The 19329-nt window shown below is 41.1% G+C and carries 16 protein-coding genes; 9 read left to right on the forward strand and 7 right to left on the reverse strand.

Annotated features, from left to right (window positions below):
- Positions 1-66 precede the first annotated feature (66 nt).
- Positions 67-1659: a hypothetical protein gene (locus QX565_RS13785; RefSeq protein WP_289293077.1), complete on the reverse strand. Its 1593-nt coding sequence runs from the start codon at positions 1657-1659 to the stop codon at positions 67-69.
- Positions 1660-1684: 25 nt separating this feature from the next.
- Positions 1685-3340 (reverse strand): ATP-binding protein, encoded by a 1656-nt coding sequence (locus QX565_RS13790; protein WP_221649607.1) that lies wholly within the window; start codon positions 3338-3340, stop codon positions 1685-1687.
- Between the two features lie 685 nt (positions 3341-4025).
- Here QX565_RS13790 and QX565_RS13795 point away from each other — a divergent pair.
- The gene (locus QX565_RS13795; RefSeq protein ID WP_289293079.1) at positions 4026-4406 is read left to right on the forward strand and encodes a hypothetical protein; all 381 of its coding nucleotides are present in this window, start codon (positions 4026-4028) and stop codon (positions 4404-4406) included.
- Positions 4407-4641: 235 nt separating this feature from the next.
- Here QX565_RS13795 and QX565_RS13800 read toward each other — a convergent pair whose 3' ends face one another.
- Entirely contained in the window at positions 4642-6075 is a 1434-nt protein-coding gene (locus QX565_RS13800; RefSeq protein WP_289293082.1) for a CCA tRNA nucleotidyltransferase, read from the reverse strand.
- Positions 6076-6229: 154 nt separating this feature from the next.
- Between QX565_RS13800 and QX565_RS13805 the strand changes: the two genes are divergently transcribed.
- Positions 6230-7078 carry an outer membrane protein assembly factor BamD gene (locus QX565_RS13805; protein WP_221649605.1) on the forward strand — a complete coding sequence of 283 codons (849 nt, stop codon included), beginning with the start codon at positions 6230-6232 and terminating at the stop codon, positions 7076-7078.
- Between the two features lie 179 nt (positions 7079-7257).
- Positions 7258-7770: a TlpA family protein disulfide reductase gene (locus tag QX565_RS13810; protein ID WP_289293084.1), complete on the forward strand. Its 513-nt coding sequence runs from the start codon at positions 7258-7260 to the stop codon at positions 7768-7770.
- An 81-nt stretch (positions 7771-7851) separates the two neighbouring features.
- Here the strand turns inward: QX565_RS13810 and rpiA are convergent, their stop codons facing one another.
- The 4 genes from rpiA to QX565_RS13830 form a co-directional block, all read right to left on the reverse strand.
- The gene (gene rpiA, locus QX565_RS13815) at positions 7852-8559 is read right to left on the reverse strand and encodes a ribose 5-phosphate isomerase A (protein ID WP_289293086.1); all 708 of its coding nucleotides are present in this window, start codon (positions 8557-8559) and stop codon (positions 7852-7854) included.
- Between the two features lie 182 nt (positions 8560-8741).
- Positions 8742-10790 (reverse strand): tetratricopeptide repeat protein, encoded by a 2049-nt coding sequence (locus QX565_RS13820; protein WP_289293087.1) that lies wholly within the window; start codon positions 10788-10790, stop codon positions 8742-8744.
- A 1-nt stretch (position 10791) separates the two neighbouring features.
- Positions 10792-11577, reverse strand: a complete 786-nt coding sequence (locus QX565_RS13825; protein ID WP_289293090.1) for a Cof-type HAD-IIB family hydrolase — start codon at positions 11575-11577, stop codon at positions 10792-10794.
- Positions 11578-11651: 74 nt separating this feature from the next.
- A complete protein-coding gene (locus tag QX565_RS13830) occupies positions 11652-12089 on the reverse strand; it encodes a hypothetical protein (protein WP_289293092.1) in 438 nt (145 codons plus the stop codon).
- 185 nt (positions 12090-12274) lie between these two features.
- Between QX565_RS13830 and QX565_RS13835 the strand changes: the two genes are divergently transcribed.
- The 6 genes from QX565_RS13835 to QX565_RS13860 all read left to right on the forward strand — a co-directional run bounded on the left by QX565_RS13835 (position 12275) and on the right by QX565_RS13860 (position 19140).
- Positions 12275-13444 carry a MalY/PatB family protein gene (locus tag QX565_RS13835; RefSeq protein WP_289293093.1) on the forward strand — a complete coding sequence of 390 codons (1170 nt, stop codon included), beginning with the start codon at positions 12275-12277 and terminating at the stop codon, positions 13442-13444.
- Between the two features lie 36 nt (positions 13445-13480).
- On the forward strand, positions 13481-14713 hold the full coding sequence (locus tag QX565_RS13840) for a PLP-dependent transferase (RefSeq protein WP_289293095.1): 1233 nt from the start codon (positions 13481-13483) through the stop codon (positions 14711-14713).
- 500 nt (positions 14714-15213) lie between these two features.
- A complete protein-coding gene (locus QX565_RS13845; RefSeq protein WP_289293096.1) occupies positions 15214-16152 on the forward strand; it encodes an SPFH domain-containing protein in 939 nt (312 codons plus the stop codon).
- Between the two features lie 134 nt (positions 16153-16286).
- On the forward strand, positions 16287-16490 hold the full coding sequence (locus QX565_RS13850) for a type II toxin-antitoxin system antitoxin (protein ID WP_221649597.1): 204 nt from the start codon (positions 16287-16289) through the stop codon (positions 16488-16490).
- A 118-nt stretch (positions 16491-16608) separates the two neighbouring features.
- On the forward strand, positions 16609-16971 hold the full coding sequence (locus QX565_RS13855; RefSeq protein ID WP_195349826.1) for a BlaI/MecI/CopY family transcriptional regulator: 363 nt from the start codon (positions 16609-16611) through the stop codon (positions 16969-16971).
- Positions 16972-16983: 12 nt separating this feature from the next.
- Positions 16984-19140, forward strand: a complete 2157-nt coding sequence (locus QX565_RS13860; protein WP_289293099.1) for a M56 family metallopeptidase — start codon at positions 16984-16986, stop codon at positions 19138-19140.
- Positions 19141-19329 lie beyond the last annotated feature (189 nt).

Consider the following 19329-nt stretch of genomic DNA (forward strand, 5'->3'; position numbering starts at 1 on the left):
AGAAGCTGTACGAATCCTTATCGTCACAGAGGTTTCGTACAGCTACCAAGTTATTTTAATAACTTTTCAATTATCCCATTGCCTAAAATCGATCCAAACCATCTTCGACATTTTGAGATCTGTCTTTACCGAATCGTGCCCATAGCGAATACCGCAGTTATAATGCACATAGGTCTTTTGCAGATCGATGGCATCAGTGATGGCAACAGAAACTACTCCAGGCTGTGCATCTGAACTCAAAGAATAGATGCACTGTTGTTGTTGTAATTTCATACTGTTATTAATATGGCTCAAATAGTTCTGACGCAGTGTATAACCTCCCCATGTCACATAATTAGGTGTCATGGCCTGCGCGGCATCAATCCAGCGCTTTCCTTCACTTGTTTCGTAAACAAAAGCTTCCGCTCTATCGTAAAACTCACCGGGAATAAACTGCCAAAGTTTACTATACACCCCGTTGCCAAATTGTCCCTTACAAGAATAGTCCATCGACAGAGTTTTATAAGATACATCAGTGGATGATTCCTTGCTAAACGACACCTCTAAAGCCTCCCAGGGCTCTTCTGCCAACTTGGTGGGTGAGACCTCAACAGACACTTTCCAGAAAGAGTTCTCAGTATAGTCGGCTCCATGATTCACCGTTTGAGGCTGATAACTGATTTCCCGGAAGATGCCCCCGTCAGAGTGAATTGTCACCTCACTGGATGATTCCCGCATCATGTTCCAGATATAAGCATATACATTAGCACCCTTGGGAGTTGTATAATCCTTGATATTAGCAGTAAAACCATTGCCGCCAGTATTTGTCACACTCAATATACAGTTATTGTTTTTGCTATATATCTGAAAGTTATAGGCATCTATTGCCCAAACATTATCTATTATAACATCCGGACCAGTACCCTCTCTCATCTTATAGGGAACCGCCTGCATGGAATAGTTCATATCTCCCTCTCCCTGAGTATAACCATAAATACGGTTATAAATTTCAATTCGCTTCAAAGCCTCTTTGTCAGCCATCTGCGCATTGTATCCGGGATCCGGTTTAATACCTTTAGGCTGATTATCAACGGAGCGAGCCAACAACCTCCGGTTGAAAGATTCCACTCCCTTGCCTATCATATTATCCTTAGCATACGGATCGGCAGAAGGAAAAATGCGATAATGCTGCACGTTATCATAATTGATGCTGTAATAGCCTGATTCCATATATACTCCTATTAAAGAAAGCATTTCACTTTTTTGTTCCTGAGTTGTTCCGGTCGCTACGATATAGAAATCCCGTTTATAAAATTTCAGCATACGAAACAAAGACACCGGATATTTACCGGAAATCACATCATTGACATTCAATATAACCGTCGTATAGATATCCGGATTCTTGATATCGGTAGTGAATTCCGTCTCCGGATCTGCCATTTTATCGTAGTCAACGATGGTCTTTTTCCCTATCTCCCAGGAAGCAGGTATGTTGCTAAACAGGCGGGAAGTGATATCTTTTACTTCTGCATCATCGGTTCCCATACGAATCAGGACGACATCCTTCTTTTCTTCGTTACCATCATTTCCTACCGGATCATCATTGATATCATCCTGTACACATGCCCCGAAAAGAAGACTTGAAAGTAGGAGTATCTTATATAATATTTTTGTTTTCATCGTAATCTCTTTTTAATTGTTCGTTTTACCAGTTATTATAATCAATCCATACAGTAGTGGTTTTATGCACATCCACCGTTGTATCGTAGGCTGTGCCGGCACTACTGGGAAGAGGATGTAGTATGGCTTTTCCCCAGCTGGTAAACCAGGCTCCTCCACGTTGCAACACCATTCCGTCAGTAATTTCAACAGCTACCACACCTGCCGATGCACCGGTTGTACGGGCAGTGACAGCACACTCCTGTTGGTAATTGAGCAGGTTTTGATTAAACTGCAAATCGTTGTCATAGTCGCAGAAAACATTGTCCGTACCTGGAGTACCTGCTACATGATCGTAGAGAATATCATACCATGCAGGCGAAATCATGGCAGAACCATTAATCATGCCATTTGCATTCATAGCCTTACTACCCCGAAAGAGAATTTCAGGATACCACTTCCAGCAATACTCCATCTCGGCATCGGTAATAGTACGGGTCACTTCACGGGTCATCTCCGCCAATTGATAAGTGATGGATTTCCCCCAGCGGTAATCACCTTTCAGAACGGGGCTTACTCCCAAATCAAAGCCTACACTCTTATTGTACGAATGTCCGATAGTACTTTCTGTTTCCGGCAGACCGGGTGCAAAATCAATCAGTTTCAGGTTCAGTTGCGAGCGCTGGTCATCACGGATGTTAATCTTCGTATAGGCATTGTTACGTAATCCCCAGATTAATGCCCAAGTTTCATACATGGGTGGATTGTCCAAGAACACCAGTGAATTGTCAAGCCTGTTGGAGAATCCATTGCCACCCGAACTGTAGACGGCAATCATATTATCTCCATTGGTCGGAGCATAGATACGTAGATTATAAGTATCAATGGTCCATTCTCTGTCTACCATTCCATCATACCTTTTATCATCCTTCGGAACGTAATTCCGCGTTTCTGCCGTATAAGGCAAAAGCGATTCATATCCCGTCATGTGATATTTATAGTCGCTGGTATAAACATAGAAGCGGTTGCTGATGTAAATTCTCTTCATAGCATGCAGCGCCCGTGCAGTTACTTCCGGAGCCGATGGATCGTCCGTAGGTCCGGGGGAAAAAAACATACCGCGCGTGTCGGGACTGAGCCCTCCTGTGCCGCAAAGTTTCTTCAAAGCATCCGGATCATTCACATCATAATAAGCATACCGCTGTTCACGTGGAAAACTGACTTTATAATACCCCTTATCCACATAAAGCCCAAAAAGCTTAAGCATCTGCGTTTTCAAGTCCTCGCCTTTACCATCATTGGCAATTAAAATTACTCCCTGGTGATTATGGCGAATATTTTGTATCATTTCAGGAGTATAAGTACCCGCAATAAAATCGACAGCATTACTAACGATAGTCAAGTCATTCAGGGTATCTCTTGCCATTGTGACCAGTGTTGCCGACTTATCCACTCCGGGTAAATCATTAAAAGACAACATCTTGTCATAATGATTCACAGTTTGCAGCCGATCTGCAATCTTCTTTGTTTCTGCACTTGTTCCATTAAGCCAGATGAGATAACTACCTGGTTTGGCAGTTACATCGATAGCATCAGTACTTTTATCGGTCGCAACCGATGAATCTTCTGCGCTAATCGGATCGTCCATATCACAGGAGTAAAATGCAAGCAAAACAAACAGAAAAACAAATAAAGTTTTCATATTCGTATACGTTTAAAGGTGAAACAATATGCCACATTTTCCAACCGAAATGTGACGATTCTGATTACTTCGTCTATATGAAAAGAACGTATGGCAAAACGAATAGGTTCAACTCGACATACTCTGAGGTTAATATACAGTCCATCAACAAGAAGCGATTCATGCATAGAATTCCCATGAACACTGTGATGTAGAAATTTATTAGAACTTTCTAATTTATATTATTTAGTTATTTCAACTGATCGGAAGATCTGATCAGAGTTTATAACCAGGTATAACACATTCAATGTATAAATAAAAATTATATAACAAGATGCCGTTACATATTATATAAAGTTTTCTAACCATTTTAGTTCCATTATTAGAAAGCACTCTCAATACCACTTTATAGGGTGAAACAGATTCTCACATTACTCTTGAAGAGTACACTGCCATAATGTCTGTTATCAATACGGAGCTATTTAACAACTACTGCCATCTGCCACAATGTCTGCTACATTTCACTTCTACCTTCATACTCTTCCATATATGAACATTACTGAAACTACATAGAAAACACCAATCTAATACTTCTCTAATTTTATATTAGAGAAGTATAACCTGATTACCAATCAATTGTGTTAGCATTTGCGGCTTATTATATGAACTAAATTTATAAAAGTATGAAAACAAAAATGTTTTTTTAATGGTAGCCATGCTACTTGGTGGAGATGTATCTTATGCATACGACTCTTCAGTGAACACGCCGGTTCCAAAGTCGGAACAAAGTGAACAATACATTCCAACCCCCTCATTACCGCCCCAAGTATCTGTTTGTGTGGGTGAGGCTGTTGAAATTCAGTATCCTATGATTGGATCAATGGTATGGGAATGCGAAGATCCGCCAATGGGCGTAGAGCAAGAATTATCATACATCGTTGGAGCTGATATTATTCTCTGTATAAAAGGACTTCAGGAGGGAAAATATCTGGTTAATATGATATGGCATAACCCACTTGACCCGAGCCAGCCTCCCAAGGCAAGGCAAACCATTAAAGTTATTGTTCAGCCATGCTGTGATAAATGATAAATAAGAGGAGACAATCTTTAAACGATTAAATTAAAAGCAACTAATTCGCAATGAATTAGTTGCTTTTTTCAATCTTTACAAGACTGATATATCTTCTTATTTTAGTAATACTTCATTAAACATTCATTACTGATGGAAACAGAATGTAAAAAACTCATTCTTTTCCTTTTCTTTCTTCCATTGTTTTGTACCGTATTTACCCAAAAGAAAATGAATCGAATAGCCATAGACTTTACTTTATTGGTTTAAGTCCCATTTTTTCTGCTTTCTTGAGCATTAACTCACGGGCAGCCTCATATTCATTAGGGATAACACCATCTAAAATTGCATCCTTTATAGCACTTTTTAACGAACCAATCTCCTTACAGGGAGAAAGTCCGAATATTTCCATAATCTCCTCACCGCTTACCGGAGGCTGAAAATTACGAATACGATCTTTCTCTTCCAGATCTTTAAGTTTCTGACGTACCAGACTAAAATTATTCAGGAAACGTTGTTTACGCTCCATATTTTTAGAAGTGATATCAGCTTCACACAAAGTCATCAAATCATCAATGTCATTTCCCGCCTCAAAAAGCAGACGACGCACGGCAGAATCCGTCACAACGTCATCGGCAATCACAATAGGACGCATATGCAGACTTACCATTTTCTGCACATATTTCATCTTTTCGTTCATGGGCAATTTCATATTCCGAAAGATGGTAGGAATCATCTTTTCGCCAATGAAATTATGGTTATGGAAAGTCCATCCGATTTTGGGCTCCCACCGTTTGGTAGCAGGTTTGGCAATATCATGCAACAAAGCTGCCCAGCGAAGCCAGAGGTTGTCCGTTTTCTTACTGATATTGTCGAGTACTTCGAGCGTATGATAAAAATTATCTTTGTGTGCACGCCCATTCCGTGTTTCTACCCCTTGCAACGCTGCCAATTCAGGGAAAATAAGCGGCAATAACCCACTCCGCTCCAGATCGATAAAACCTTTGGAAGGTACAGGAGAAAGAATGATCTTGTTCAGCTCATCTGCAATCCGTTCACGCGAAATAATTTTAATCCGTTCGCAATTGCGACACAACGATTCAAAGGTATTATCATCAATGTAGAAGCCAAGTTGGGTAGCAAAACGGATACAACGCATCATTCGCAAAGGATCGTCACTAAATGTTATATCCGGATCAAGCGGAGTGCGTATAGTCTTTTCTTTCAGATCATTAATTCCTCCAAACGGATCGACTAACTCGCCAAACCGCGCTTTATTCAGACAAACAGCAAGCGCATTGATCGTAAAATCACGACGATTCTGATCATCTTCCAATGTACCGTCTTCCACAATGGGCTTTCGCGAATCACGCTGATAAGATTCTTTGCGGGCACCCACAAACTCCACTTCAATGCCGTGATACTTCACCTGCGCAGTACCAAAATTCTTGAAAAGTGCCACATGAGCGCCTTTACCCAAGCGTTTGCCCAATGCTTGCGCCATCTCAATGCCACTTCCCACCACTACTACATCTATATCTTTGGAAGGGCGTTCCAGAAAAATATCACGGACGTATCCGCCCACCACATAACACTCTAATCCGAGTGCATCGGCTGTTTCTGAAATCTGACCGAATATCTTATCGTTAAATTGCTGTTTCAGTTCTTCCTGAGTCAACTCTATCATAATTGGTATTTAGAAGTTAGAATTTTGTAGCCGGAATTGAATTCCAACTGCCAACTACTACTTTTGGAGTGCAAAGGTACAACTTTTCATCCTTCACGCTACGCTCTTCACACTAAATTTGTATTTTTGTCATTCATAACTAAAGAACAACAAAATGAAGAAACTGATTGTAGGACTATGTGCCACGCTTGTATTAGCCTCTTGCGGTAACGATGCAGAAAAAAAAGCCAATGAAAGGCTAATTACAGCCCGTATAGCCTTTGAGCAAGGAGATTATAACGAAGCCAAATTGCAGATAGACAGTATCAAAATACTCTATCCCAAAGCTTTCGATGCACGAAGAGAAGGCATAAGCCTGATGCAGCAGATAGAATTAAAAGAACAACAGCAGAGCCTGGTTTATCTGGACAGTATTTTGCAAACAAAGCAGAAAGAATTTGAATCGATTAAAAACAAATATGTGCTGGAGAAGGATGCAGAATACCAACAAACGGGTAACTACTTCTGGCCTACCCAAACAGTAGAGAAGAATCTACACCGCTCCTTCCTGAGGTTTCAGGTGAATGAACAAGGAGTGATGACTATGACCTCTATTTATTGTGGCGGAAGTAACCTGCATCATTTTGCAGTGAAAGTAATAGCTCCTGATGGCAGCTTTGCCGAAACCCCTGCATCTAAAGATAGTTATGAAACAACTGATCTGGGGGAAAAGATAGAAAAAGCCGATTATAAAATGGGGGCAGACGGCAATGTAATGGGATTCCTCTACCTGAACCGGGACAAAAATATCAAAGTAGAATACATTGGAGACCGCAAATATACTACTACCATGACCCCTGCCGACAGACAAGCACTTGCCGGTATTTATGAATTATCACAACTATTGTCGTCCATCGGGCAAATAAAGAAAGAACAGGAAGAAGCTAACCTGAAAATACAATTTGTAACAAAGAAAATAGAACAGAAACAACAGAAGGAAGCGACTGAAAAAGAAACCAAATAAGTAACAAAGAAAGTACGTATTTAATACTGTGTTAAATACGTACTTTATATAGATAAAAGTACGTACTTTGGTATGTATGAAGTACGTACTTTTGCAAAGTAAAAACAGGATCATTTAATTTATCGTTAGCAATGTTAATTTCAATACCCTATACTAAAAGTACAATTGCGTCAGCCTTCATGAGATTGGCATTGTTAATTTCACTCCTGTTCATATTCGGAAGGTGTATTCAGGAAGATCCGGATGTATTTTCATTAAAACCGGGAGATGCCTTACCGGAGTTCTCGGTAGAGGATAATGATGGAAATATTGTATCAACAGCCACACTGCGTGGTAAGGTATGCCTGATTGCATTCGTCAATACCGGATGCCCCGATTGCCGGAAAGAGCTACCGGAGATAGAAAGTGCTTATCAGCAATTCAAAGATAATGAAGTTGTCCGTTTCGTAATTATAAGCAGATCTCAGGGATACGAAAGTCTGACAGAATACTGGACTAATAACCAGCTTACAATCCCCTACTCCGCCCAGGAGGATGATGCTGTTTTCAAGAAGTTCGCTTCACAGAATATACCTCGCATTTATATTGCCTCTCCCCAGGGGATTATTGTTTTCACTTCCGATGACTCTTCCAATGTTGTTGCAGAAACAATCAGTACACAAATAAATAACCTTATCAAAGTTCCGGAATAATCCGGAAATAACCTGGAACGCAAATGGCCACATTTTTTTTATCGCTTGGCGTACCTCCCCGTGCGGGAAGTACCCTAATTCTTATTTTTGTTTAGCGACTAATACTTCTATATCATATCCTATAAAAAGCCCGCTTTCAATCACCCCTGTGATATTCTTTATCTCTTTTTCTAAGGACTCACCAATTTCCCCAAACCAGGTATCAAGAATAAAATTTCCATTCTCGGTCAGTATGGGGCCATCTTTTCCTTTAGCCATGCGCAAGGTAATCTTTGAAGCTCCAAGTTCTTTCAACTGATTTTCTACATACACCATCGCAGTAGGAAAGACTTCAACGGGAACAGGAAACTTACTACCCAGCCGGGAAACAAACTTACTATCGTCCACAACAATAAAAACCCGGTCACTGCTTTTTATCAATAGTTTTTCTTTAAATAACGCTCCTCCTCTTCCTTTAATAAGATTGCGGGAGGGATCTACCTCGTCGGCACCATCAAAAGCCCAGTCCGGATGTTTCTCCCAAAGAGTTGTCTGTGGAATGCCCAACTGCGTACAGGTCATTGAAATCTCTATCGAAGCAGGAATCACCTCAATATGAAGCTGTTCTTTCCGGATTCTTTCGGCTATGGCAAAAAGAGTGAGATAGACAGTGGAACCGGAACCTGCACCAATTACTTCACCGTCTTTCACCTGTGCAGCCAGCTGGTGTGCCACCTGCTCCTTGCCTTCCCTGTTAATTATATCATCGGACCACTGCAAGCCGGTAATCAAGTTATTCCTCCATTCCATAAGCATGTATTTTGTTTATTATACAATCAGATATGAATAATTAGCCAATGTACCAATGTGTCAATATGCCAATGCCATGCGGTATACAGCGCAGCCAATTGGCACATTGGCATATTGGCAAATTAGCTCATTATTAATCAAATTTAAATAACACTGAAACAAGTTTATCTATAAATAACGAATTAAGTATCCCTTTTGTTATCATCGCCTGGCGTACTTCCCCGTGCGGAAAGCGCTTTCTTTAATTCCTCGGCGATACGCCATTGAAGAGCAGCTTCTGCTTCTTTGCCTGCTTTCAACAGAGCATCTCCAAAGAGTTCATGCGCTTTGGGGTGTTCAGGTTTCAATGAAGTTGCCCTATCAAGATCGGCAATGGCTCCTTCCGTATTCTCGGATTTCAGACGAAGTTTCCCACGGTTATAGAAAGCCTTGAAGCTGGCAGGGCTAATGCGTATAGCCGTACTAAAACAAGTTTCGGCATCAAAATATTCCTTATTATTAAATAAGGTGATACCTTTACGAATCCAGGCATCTATATAGTCAGGATAGAGCTCTAATGCTTTATCATAATTTGCAAGGGCAGCACGGACATCATGTGCCTGCGTGATACATTCATTGCCCATAAGTAAATATTCACGGGCATACTTCTTGAGATATTCCTGCTGTGCCCGCATCTGCTCTTTCAGTTGCCGGTTCTGTTCGCGTAATGTATTTATTACTTCCAGTTTCCGACGGATCAGTCGGCGGGGAGCCGGCTTTTCAATGTCATAACGTGAATGAATGGCGCGGAAGAATTGTTCCAGACACTCCTCCATATCCCCACGATCGAAAGCACGGGCAGCAGCTACATATTGTACATCTGCCTGCGCTTGTTTCAACGCTTTGTCTATGGCCTGCCGGTTATTGAAACGCTGGGCAAAATTCACAATCTCCTGTCGTACAAAAACATCCGCCCGGTTAATCGGCTTTTTAAGTTGAATGCCCTCCAGCGATGTACAACGGCTTAATGCCACATACGCCTGTCCTCCGGCAAAGACTCCTCCGGTGAAATCGATAACCACACGGCTGAATGTCAGTCCCTGACTTTTGTGTACAGTGATAGCCCATGCCAGGCGAATGGGATATTGGGTGAAAGTTCCTAAAACCTCCTCTTCAATCTCCTTTTTTTCTTCATTATAGCGATAACGGATATTTCTCCAGGAATCCAGTTTTACATCACATTCCTTTCCATCATCTGTTATTACATAAATAGTTCCGTCGTCATCGTCAATACCTGCTATGGTACCGATGGTACCATTTACCCAACGGCGGTCATAGTCATTCTTGATAAATATAATCTGTGCACCCGGCTTCAGCACCAGGTCTTTGGAAGTGGGCAGACTACTTTCCGGAAAGTCCCCCTCTATTTCACCTTCAAAAGTTACCGGATCACCGGGAAGTTCGGCCAGTTTTTTATCATTGATATAGTCCACATTATCCCTTCGTGTGGCGAGAGTGATGTACATATCTTCTTCACTCTCTTCTATCTGTGTGCCATATCGGGTATTAAGTAGTTGTAAATCGGCTGCTCCGACAGTATTATTGCGTATATGGTCGAGTACACTGACAAAGACCGGATCACTCTGCCGATATACCTTCTGCAACTCAATTGAAACAAGGTCAATCTCACTAAACACACGTGCAGAGAAAAAATAGGGCGTGGGATAAAAACGATTCAGTATCTCCCGTTCATCGTTTTTCACCACAGGCTCCAACTGGAATACATCTCCTACAAGCAGTATTTGTTTCCCCCCGAAAGGTTCCCGTAAATTACGGGAATATACCCGCAGTATACGATCCACAGCATCAATAATATCTGCCCTCACCATCGAGATCTCATCAATGATCACCAGTTCTATCTGCTCAAGCAATTTCCGGTGTGGCTTTGTATATTTAAAGAATTCATGGATACGACCACGTTGAAGGCTCAGATTCGGATCGTCCGGCAGAATAGGATAAAAAGGAAGTTTGAAAAAACTGTGCATAGTACTTCCACCTGCATTAATGGCAGCAATACCGGTAGGAGCAAGCACTACATACTTCTTTTTAGTATTGGCACAGATATAGCGCAGAAACGTGGATTTACCCGTACCGGCCTTTCCTGTCAGAAAGACGGACTGGCGGGTATACTGGATAAGATTCAGGGCATCCTGAAACTCTTTATTGTTAGTATCTACTGTTGTTGCACCCACTCTAAATCACTCCGAAGTGTTTCAAAGCCTTTGCAATTCCATCTTCATCTACAGAAGCAGTTATATAATCAGCTGTCTGTTTTACATCATCTTTGGCATTTCCCATAGCGACACCAATAGCAGCATGGCGCAACATGCTGATATCATTGCCTCCATCACCGAATGACATAGTCTCTTCCAGTTTAAGACCAAAATGTGCAATCATCTCGTCGATGCCTTTTTGCTTTGTATTTCCTTTTGCCGTGATATCTGCAAAAGCCGGAAACCAACGTCCGGATTCGCTATTCGGAATCAACGATTGTATCTCCTTCTCTTCTTCTACGGTAATAAACGGAGTCATCTGGAAAATGTCCTCTTGTATGGCTTCTTTAAAAGTCTTCACCGGCATCTTGTTCACATGCAGGAAATCGTAAAATATCTGATGAACCAGTTCATTGGGCTGACAAACAGACAAGTTGTGCTCACTGACAAAAATGCAAGGATATCCTTTCTTCTCACAGATTTGTGCCAATGCCTGTACTTCACTGGGAAGAATAGCACTCTTATAAATAACTTCATCACCCACAAAGCAATAAGCTCCGTTCATAGTGATGTAACCGTCTATCAATCCAAGATCCTGAATGGCAGACAAATTGTTGATAATCGCTTTCGGACGTCCTGTAGCAATAAAAATTTTAAATCCTTTCTTGTGAGCAGCAATCAACGCCTCGATAGTAGAGGCTGGGATAGCGTGCGTATCAAAACTCACTAATGTACCGTCGATATCAAAAAACAGGGCTTTCGTCATAGTGTTCCTTTTTATGCTACAAAAGTACAAAAAAGAAGTAGAACGACTGCGGTTTTATTTAATCTTTACGAACATTAATGCTTATCGGGTAACGGAAAAATGACGCTATCATTTCCATCAACCATATATACATGGCATTCATCAGCAGAAACAATAAAGGCTTCTTCTATAACAACTTGTTCGTTCTTATAACCAAGAAACTTGATTTTTAAGGGCTTATTTTCCAATTCCTTCCGGTAATCATCGTTCATAACCGGATATTGCCCGCTATCTTTATAATACGCATCCATAATATAATGCGTATCGCCGCCAAATTCCATTTTTTGTCCGGTCTCTAAATTAATCGTTTCAAACTTATCCAAAACAACCGGAGTTCCATCGGTATAAACAGCACGAATATTGATTTGGCGGAGCTCACACGTACAAACAACACTCTCTTCTTCTTTATCATTATGGCATCCTGCAATAACAACAAGTCCCAATAAAAGGAGAATAACAGATATTTTTTTCATAGGATGAGATGTTTTTAGTTAGCATTCTTTATTAGAAAATGCATAATTATAGTAAATACTGCATATCCCCTACCACATTTGTGGTATTTTTTTCTTTCCGGATTAATTTTCTTACTTCTGTTTTCATTATGCAACAGATGAATTGTACATTTGCAAGCATATTAGTACTAAAACAGAATATTAAGATGAAATATAATTTTGATGAAATAATAGACCGTCGTGGAACGGAATCCGTAAAGTGGGATGCCGTGAGCGAACGTTGGGGACGTAATGATCTGCTCCCTATGTGGGTAGCGGATATGGATTTTCGTACTCCACCATTCGTAATGGAAGCTTTGAGAAAACGGTTGGAACACGAAGTGCTGGGTTATACTTTTGCCTGCGAAGAGTGGTATACTTCCATTATCAATTGGTTACAGAGTCGCCATGGCTGGAAAGTTAAGCGTGAAGAACTGACTTTTATGCCGGGTATTGTCCGTGGGTTGGCATTCGCCATACAATGTTTCACAGAGAAGGGTGACAAAGTAATGGTGATGCCGCCTGTATACCATCCTTTTTTTCTGGTAACAGAGAAAAATAAGCGTGAAGTGGTGTATAGTCCGTTGGTACTTCGTGACGGACAGTATTATATTGACTTTGACCGTTTCCGTAAAGACATACAGGGATGCAAGCTATTGATTCTTAGCAATCCGCACAACCCTGGAGGTCGTGTATGGACACGGGAAGAACTGGAACAGATAGCTGAAATATGCTATGAAAGCAAGACACTCGTCATCTCTGACGAAATTCATGCCGATCTGACCTTGCCACCGCATCAGCATATCACTTTTGCACTTGTGTCAGAGAAAGCACGTCAAAATTCACTCGTGTTCATGTCCCCCAGCAAAGCATTTAATATGCCGGGACTGGCAAGCTCGTACTGCATCATTGAGAACAAAGAGATATGTCACTGTTTTCAGGAATACATGGAGGCAAGCGAACTTAGCGAAGGACACTTGTTCGCTTATCTTAGTGTAGCTGCCGCCTATAGTAACGGTACCGAATGGCTCGATCAGGTTCTTGCCTATATTCAGTCGAATATCGATTTCACAGATACCTTTCTTAGCGAATATATTCCGGATATTAAAATGATTCGTCCACAGGCTTCTTACCTCGTTTTTCTTGATTGCAGAACGTTGGGACTGAATCAAAAAGAGTTGGTAGACCTTTTTGTGGACGGTGCACATCTTGCACTAAACGACGGAACTATGTTTGGTAAAGAAGGTGAAGGTTTCATGCGACTCAATGTAGCCTGCCCGCGCAGTGTGCTCGAAAAGGCATTAAAACAATTGAAAGAAGCATGTGACAACCGATAAACAATAATAAACAGAGAATTAATTACTAAAGACAAAATGAATAAAAACAGCTTTGAAGCGGAACTTCTGCATACTCCTTTTGATAAAGAAGACGCTTATCATTCACTCTCCATGCCGGTATATAATACCGCTGCTTATGAATTTGATACGGCGGAAGCTATGGAGGAAGCTTTTTGCGGACGTACGGCAGATCATGCATATTCGCGAATAACCAATCCCACCGTTCAATATTTTGAGAAACGTATTCAAACAATCACAGGTGCGCTGAGCGTCACAGCATTGAATTCCGGTATGGCGGCTATCAGCAATATCTTTTTCACATTGGCACAAGCAGGAGCCAACATTGTTACTTCCGCCCACCTTTTCGGTAATACTTATTCATTTTTTAAAAGTACGCTCGCTGCATTCGGAGTTGAAGTTCGCTTTTGCGACCTTACAAACCCCGAAGCTGTTCGTGCTCAGGTTGATGAAAACACCTGCGCCATCTTTCTTGAAGTTATCACCAATCCCCAGCTTGAAGTAGCCGATTTAAAAGTACTCTCCGGCATAGCACACCAGATGGGTGCTCCCTTGGTAGCAGATACTACTGTTGTGCCGTTTCACATCTTTCATGCCAATGAATTCGGGGTAGATATCGAGATTGTGTCCAGTACCAAATACATTTCTGGCGGAGCCACCAGTCTGGGTGGTCTTATTCTCGATTATGGTACCTTCGACTGGAGCAACTCGAAGAAACTTCGTTCCATGGCAGATCAGTTTGGTGCTTCTACCTTTACTGCGAAGTTACGTAAGGAAATCCACCGTAATTTAGGTGCTTACATGACTCCCCAGGTTGCTTATATGCAGACGTTAGGCATCGAAACAATGGAAGTACGCTATGCACGGCAGGCTGCCACTTGCCTACAGTTAGCACAACGCCTGCAAACCCTGCCTCAAGTGGAAGCGGTTAACTATACCGGCCTCGAATCCAATCCGTTCTATCAATTAAGTACGAAACAGTTTGGTGTTTACCCCGGTGCTATGCTCACATTTGACCTCGCATCACGCGAAGCCTGTTTCCGTTTTATGAATCGCTTGCAGCTCATTCGGCGGGCAACCAATTTATTTGATAATAAAACACTTGCTATTCATCCGGCCAGTACCATCTACGGTTCTTTCACCGAAGAACAACGGCAAAGTATGGATGTCAGTCCCAAAACGATCCGCCTCTCGGTTGGGCTTGAAAGTGCAGAAGACTTACTAACCGATATCAGCCAGGCATTGGCATAACCCTGCCTGAGAGATTCTACGGATTATATCGTTTTCCACAAACTAATATTTTGTTTCACTTATTGTGAGAAAATATTAGTCTGTGGAATTTTTATATACTAAATATAGAAGTCTGTTTTAAGTTTTATTCAAAGCTGATCCGAAATGAATCAGTTCACCACAGAGGACACGGAGGGCACAGAGATATTATTTTCTCTGATGAAACGCGGATGATCGCAGAACGCAGATTAAAAAACTGTAGTTCTTTATTTTATCGTTATTTCCCTTTGCGAGAATTTGCGTTCATCTGCGTTTCATTAAAAATTTAAACTCTGTGCCCTCTGCGACCTCTGTGGTGAAATACATTCAAAACCGTACAAAAACGAGTCAACTACGTTATTATAACCTCTCTTCATAAAAAACATTAATACATATAAGAATATCTTCCTTTTCCATCGCTTATATCAAAAAATAAATGATATATTTGTGATATCAAAATGATATCACTAAAATCACAACTTATGGAAACAAAAGAAACTCTTTTCACTGGTTTTAAGATGAATGGTTTTGCCATGCTGTTTATTATTGCTTTATTACTGGGAGTAAGTATTGCTTCGTTCTTTCTCATTGCTCGCCCCAATGGTTTCACTGTCACTGCAGGACTTTTGGGAATTATCATTTCCATGCTTTTTATACCTGGATTCAATCGCCTGGAACCAAACGAAGCCCGTACTATGGTTTTCTTCGGCAAATACAAAGGTACATTCAAAGAAACCGGTTTCTTTTGGATGAATCCCTTCCTGGATGCAAAAAAGCTTTCTCTCCGCGCTCGTAACCTCGACATAGAACCTATCAAAGTAAATGATAAAATCGGAAACCCGATTCTTATCGGACTGGTACTCGTATGGAAATTAAAAGATACCTATAAAGCCATGTTTGAGATAGATTCTCAGACCATGGCCAACGTGGCAACCGGTAGTAATGCTGTAGCCAGTCGTATGAATGCCTTTGAGAATTTCGTGATGATACAGAGTGATGCCGCCCTCCGACAGGTAGCCGGACAATACGCCTATGACGATAGTGAATCCAACGTCGAAGAACTTACTCTACGCTCTGGGGGTGAAGAAATCAACGAACAACTGGAACAAAAACTCAACGAACGGCTCGCCATGGCAGGAATGGAAGTTGTTGAAGCCCGTATCAACTACCTTGCCTATGCTCCCGAAATTGCCGCAGTCATGCTACGCCGCCAACAAGCGTCAGCCATTATCAGTGCAAGAGAAAAGATAGTAGAAGGAGCTGTTTCTATGGTAAAAATGGCACTTCATAAACTTTCGGAGGAGGAAATTGTTGAACTGGATGAAGACAAGAAAGCAGCAATGGTGAGCAACCTGCTTGTTGTACTCTGCGCTGATGAGGCTGCCCAACCAGTAGTAAATACCGGAACATTGAATCATTAATCAGAATGAGTTTCGTGGCGAATATCACTAATGCTGCAAACAGAGTGTTTGAATAATAAAATAATAAATCTCTCTGCGCCTCATTATCAGACATTGATGATGGGGCGTAGGGCATAAAAACTGGAATAAGTACCGTGGCTAAAAAAGAATCTTCAACTAAAAGTTTCGTTCTGCGCGTAGACGCCGAAACAATGGATGCTATTGAAAAATGGGCAGCCGATGAGTTTCGTAGTACGAACGGCCAGCTTCAGTGGATCATCGCCGAAGCGTTGAAGAAAAGTGGGCGAATTAAAAAATCTAAGAATCCAAAACCGGAACAAGAAGAGGAAAACACATAAAATGCAAGTCACTTAAATAGACTTCCCTGTATAAATCATCTCTTTAGTTTTTATTAACTACAAAAATTAGTTTATCAACTAAAACTTTTCGTTCTTTGTCTTAAACATAGATAAAGTTATGAAAGGACTAACAGCAAAAGAAGAAGAGATCATGGGTTTTTTCTGGGAAAAAGGCCCTTTGTTTGTAAAAGAGATGCTGGCTTTCTATAATGAACCGAAGCCACATTTCAATACACTGTCCACCATTGTCCGCGGACTGGAGGATAAAGGTTTTCTTGCACACAATACTTATGGCAATACCTATCAATACTATGCTATCGTCAGTGAAGAAGCTTTCCGTAAGGGTACTTTAAAAAATGTCATTAGTAAATATTTCAATAACTCTTACCTCAGTGCAGTATCTTCTCTGGTCAAGGAAGAAGATATCTCTCTTGATGATCTCAAGCAGCTCATTGATGAAGTAGAACGAGCAAATAAATAAAAATCGAATACTATGGGACTCTTTTTTGCCTACATACTCAAATCGGCCATTTGCCTGGCATTGTTCTATCTATTCTACAGACTGTTGCTAAGCAAAGAAACCTTTCACCGCTTCAACAGGATTGCCCTGCTCGGGATTCTACCCCTGTCATTGCTCATCCCTCTGATTGAGGTCACTACTACGCAGCACACCGAAATGGCAAAAACGATGCTCACCCTCGAACAACTTCTGATAATGGCAAATTTCTATCAGGATACAGTCAGTGTTACTACTCCTGTAGAGGCTAATAGCAATACATTATCGGGCATACAGATAGGGCTGATTATTTACCTTGCAGGTATTCTGTTTTTTGCCTGTCGAAATCTCTGTTCACTCACCCGGTTATTACTACTGCTCCGTTCGGGTAAAAAAGAGAAATATCACTCCGGAATACAGGTTATCACGCATAATAAGGAGATAGCCCCTTTTAGCTGGATGAAATATATCGTTATTTCACGTACTGATCTCGAGGAAAACGGGCGTGAAATACTCATCCACGAAACAGCACACATCCACAACCGTCATTCTATCGATTTACTGATAGCAGACGTCTGCATATTCTTCCAATGGTTTAATCCCGCAGCCTGGTTACTGAAACAGGAATTGCAAAACATTCATGAATATGAAGCAGATGAAACGGTTATTAAAGAAGGCGTCGATGCAAAACAATATCAACTATTATTAATTAAAAAAGCTGTCGGCACAAGGCTCTACTCTATGGCCAACAGCTTTAATCACAGTACACTTAAAAAACGTATCACTATGATGTTAAAAGAAAAATCCAATCCATGGGCACGCTTAAAGTATCTGTATGTACTCCCGTTAGCAGCCATTACAGTAACAGCCTTTGCCCGTCCCGAGATCTCTGAAAAAGCTGCAGAGATTTCAGCCGTCAAAGTTAATGATTTGACAGCAATTGTAGAAACGAAAGTGGCAGAAAATATTCCTTCTGCTGAGAGTAGCGTAGTAAATCCAACAGTTATTCCAGCACCTTTGACCGTGAAGGATACCGTGAAAACAAAACAAAAAGAGGCCGTTATCGTTACTATCTCTTCCAAAGAAGACGCTCTGTCAGATATGGAGGAAATGCCAGAGTTTCCTGGTGGTACAGAAGCCCTTAAGGAGTATCTGGATAAAAATATGAAATACCCGGCCGAAGCCAAAGAGAAAGGCACACAAGGGCGCGTTATCGTACAATTTGTAGTAGATGCAAAAGGGAAAGTGACTTCTCCTAAAATCGCACGTAGCGTAGATCCTTCCTTAGATGCAGAAGCCCTCCGGTTAATAGAGAATATGCCGCAATGGACCCCCGGCAAGAAAACAGACGAGAAAGGAAAAAGCAAAGCAGTAGCTACCCAGTACACCCTTCCTATAGCATTCCGCCTGGACGGGAGCACTTCATCTTCCATTAAAGAAAATTTTCCAATTGAAAAAACAGACTATCCGCTCATTATCGTAGATGGCAAAGAAATTAGTAATAATATGATGAATGCGATAAATCCGGACTGGATAGAATCTATTTCTGTACTGAAAGATGCTTCGGCAACTGCTATTTATGGTGCACGCGGAGCGAATGGTGTTATTCTGATAAATTTGAAAACCAAAGAAGAATATGCGGCCCAAAAAGAAAAACCAGCAAAAACTTTAGGTGAAAGATTAGATGCCCTCTATCAAGAAAATAATGTGAAAGCTAAAGACGTTTCCTATTTTCTGAATGACAAACCTGTTTCTGCTACAGAAATCCAGGCACTGCGCCCAGAAAAAGGTAACACATATGGAGTAAAAGTTATGGATGTATCCGGAAAAACGGAAGTAAGAATAATAACCAGATCAAATGATACAGGAATACGCATCCGTGGGGTTCGTGGAGAAGTTCAAAGCGTAAATATGCCCTCTGACGGAAAGATCAGAATAGCAGGTAAAGTACAAGACACAAGCGGTAGCCCTGTAGTAGGTGCCAGCGTACTTATTGAAGGAACCACCATCGGCACTGTTGCAGACCGTGATGGAACTTTCGTACTGGATGCCCCTAAAAATGCAACTCTTTCTATCAGCTATATTGATATGAAAACAGCGAAAGTAAAAGTAGAGAACACTACTCCACTTATTGTTACCCTAAAGGCTGATTAATAAACAAATACTCTCTCTCTTAATTGTTTCAACAAGGAGTGCCGGACATAGGGGCCGTCATTCCTTGTTTCATTTTACAAATGAAACTGTTTGATGCCAACGGCCCTTAATCTATTTTTAATCTCTTCAGACTCAGAAAGAGATTAATTAATTTTTGCCGGCAAGTCATCGAATGCTTCCGGATTTTCT

This window comes from Bacteroides sp. 41_26 (assembly GCF_949740115.1).
GTDB classification, from domain to species: Bacteria; Bacteroidota; Bacteroidia; order Bacteroidales; family Bacteroidaceae; genus Bacteroides; species Bacteroides nordii.

Bases quoted from the DNA above. Each gene is read 5' to 3' on its own strand.
- QX565_RS13830 (WP_289293092.1), bottom strand. From the start codon at position 12,089: ATGAAAAAAATATCTGTTATTCTCCTTTTATTGGGACTTGTTGTTATT.
- QX565_RS13845 (WP_289293096.1), top strand. From the start codon at position 15,214: ATGGAAACAAAAGAAACTCTTTTCACTGGTTTTAAGATGAATGGTTTT.
- QX565_RS13840 (WP_289293095.1), top strand. From the start codon at position 13,481: ATGAATAAAAACAGCTTTGAAGCGGAACTTCTGCATACTCCTTTTGAT.
- rpiA (WP_289293086.1), bottom strand. From the start codon at position 8,559: ATGGAATGGAGGAATAACTTGATTACCGGCTTGCAGTGGTCCGATGAT.
- QX565_RS13790 (WP_221649607.1), bottom strand. From the start codon at position 3,340: ATGAAAACTTTATTTGTTTTTCTGTTTGTTTTGCTTGCATTTTACTCC.
- QX565_RS13805 (WP_221649605.1), top strand. From the start codon at position 6,230: ATGAAGAAACTGATTGTAGGACTATGTGCCACGCTTGTATTAGCCTCT.
- QX565_RS13855 (WP_195349826.1), top strand. From the start codon at position 16,609: ATGAAAGGACTAACAGCAAAAGAAGAAGAGATCATGGGTTTTTTCTGG.
- QX565_RS13795 (WP_289293079.1), top strand. From the start codon at position 4,026: ATGGTAGCCATGCTACTTGGTGGAGATGTATCTTATGCATACGACTCT.
- QX565_RS13835 (WP_289293093.1), top strand. From the start codon at position 12,275: ATGAAATATAATTTTGATGAAATAATAGACCGTCGTGGAACGGAATCC.
- QX565_RS13800 (WP_289293082.1), bottom strand. From the start codon at position 6,075: ATGATAGAGTTGACTCAGGAAGAACTGAAACAGCAATTTAACGATAAG.
- QX565_RS13785 (WP_289293077.1), bottom strand. From the start codon at position 1,659: ATGAAAACAAAAATATTATATAAGATACTCCTACTTTCAAGTCTTCTT.
- QX565_RS13810 (WP_289293084.1), top strand. From the start codon at position 7,258: ATGAGATTGGCATTGTTAATTTCACTCCTGTTCATATTCGGAAGGTGT.
- QX565_RS13825 (WP_289293090.1), bottom strand. From the start codon at position 11,577: ATGACGAAAGCCCTGTTTTTTGATATCGACGGTACATTAGTGAGTTTT.
- QX565_RS13860 (WP_289293099.1), top strand. From the start codon at position 16,984: ATGGGACTCTTTTTTGCCTACATACTCAAATCGGCCATTTGCCTGGCA.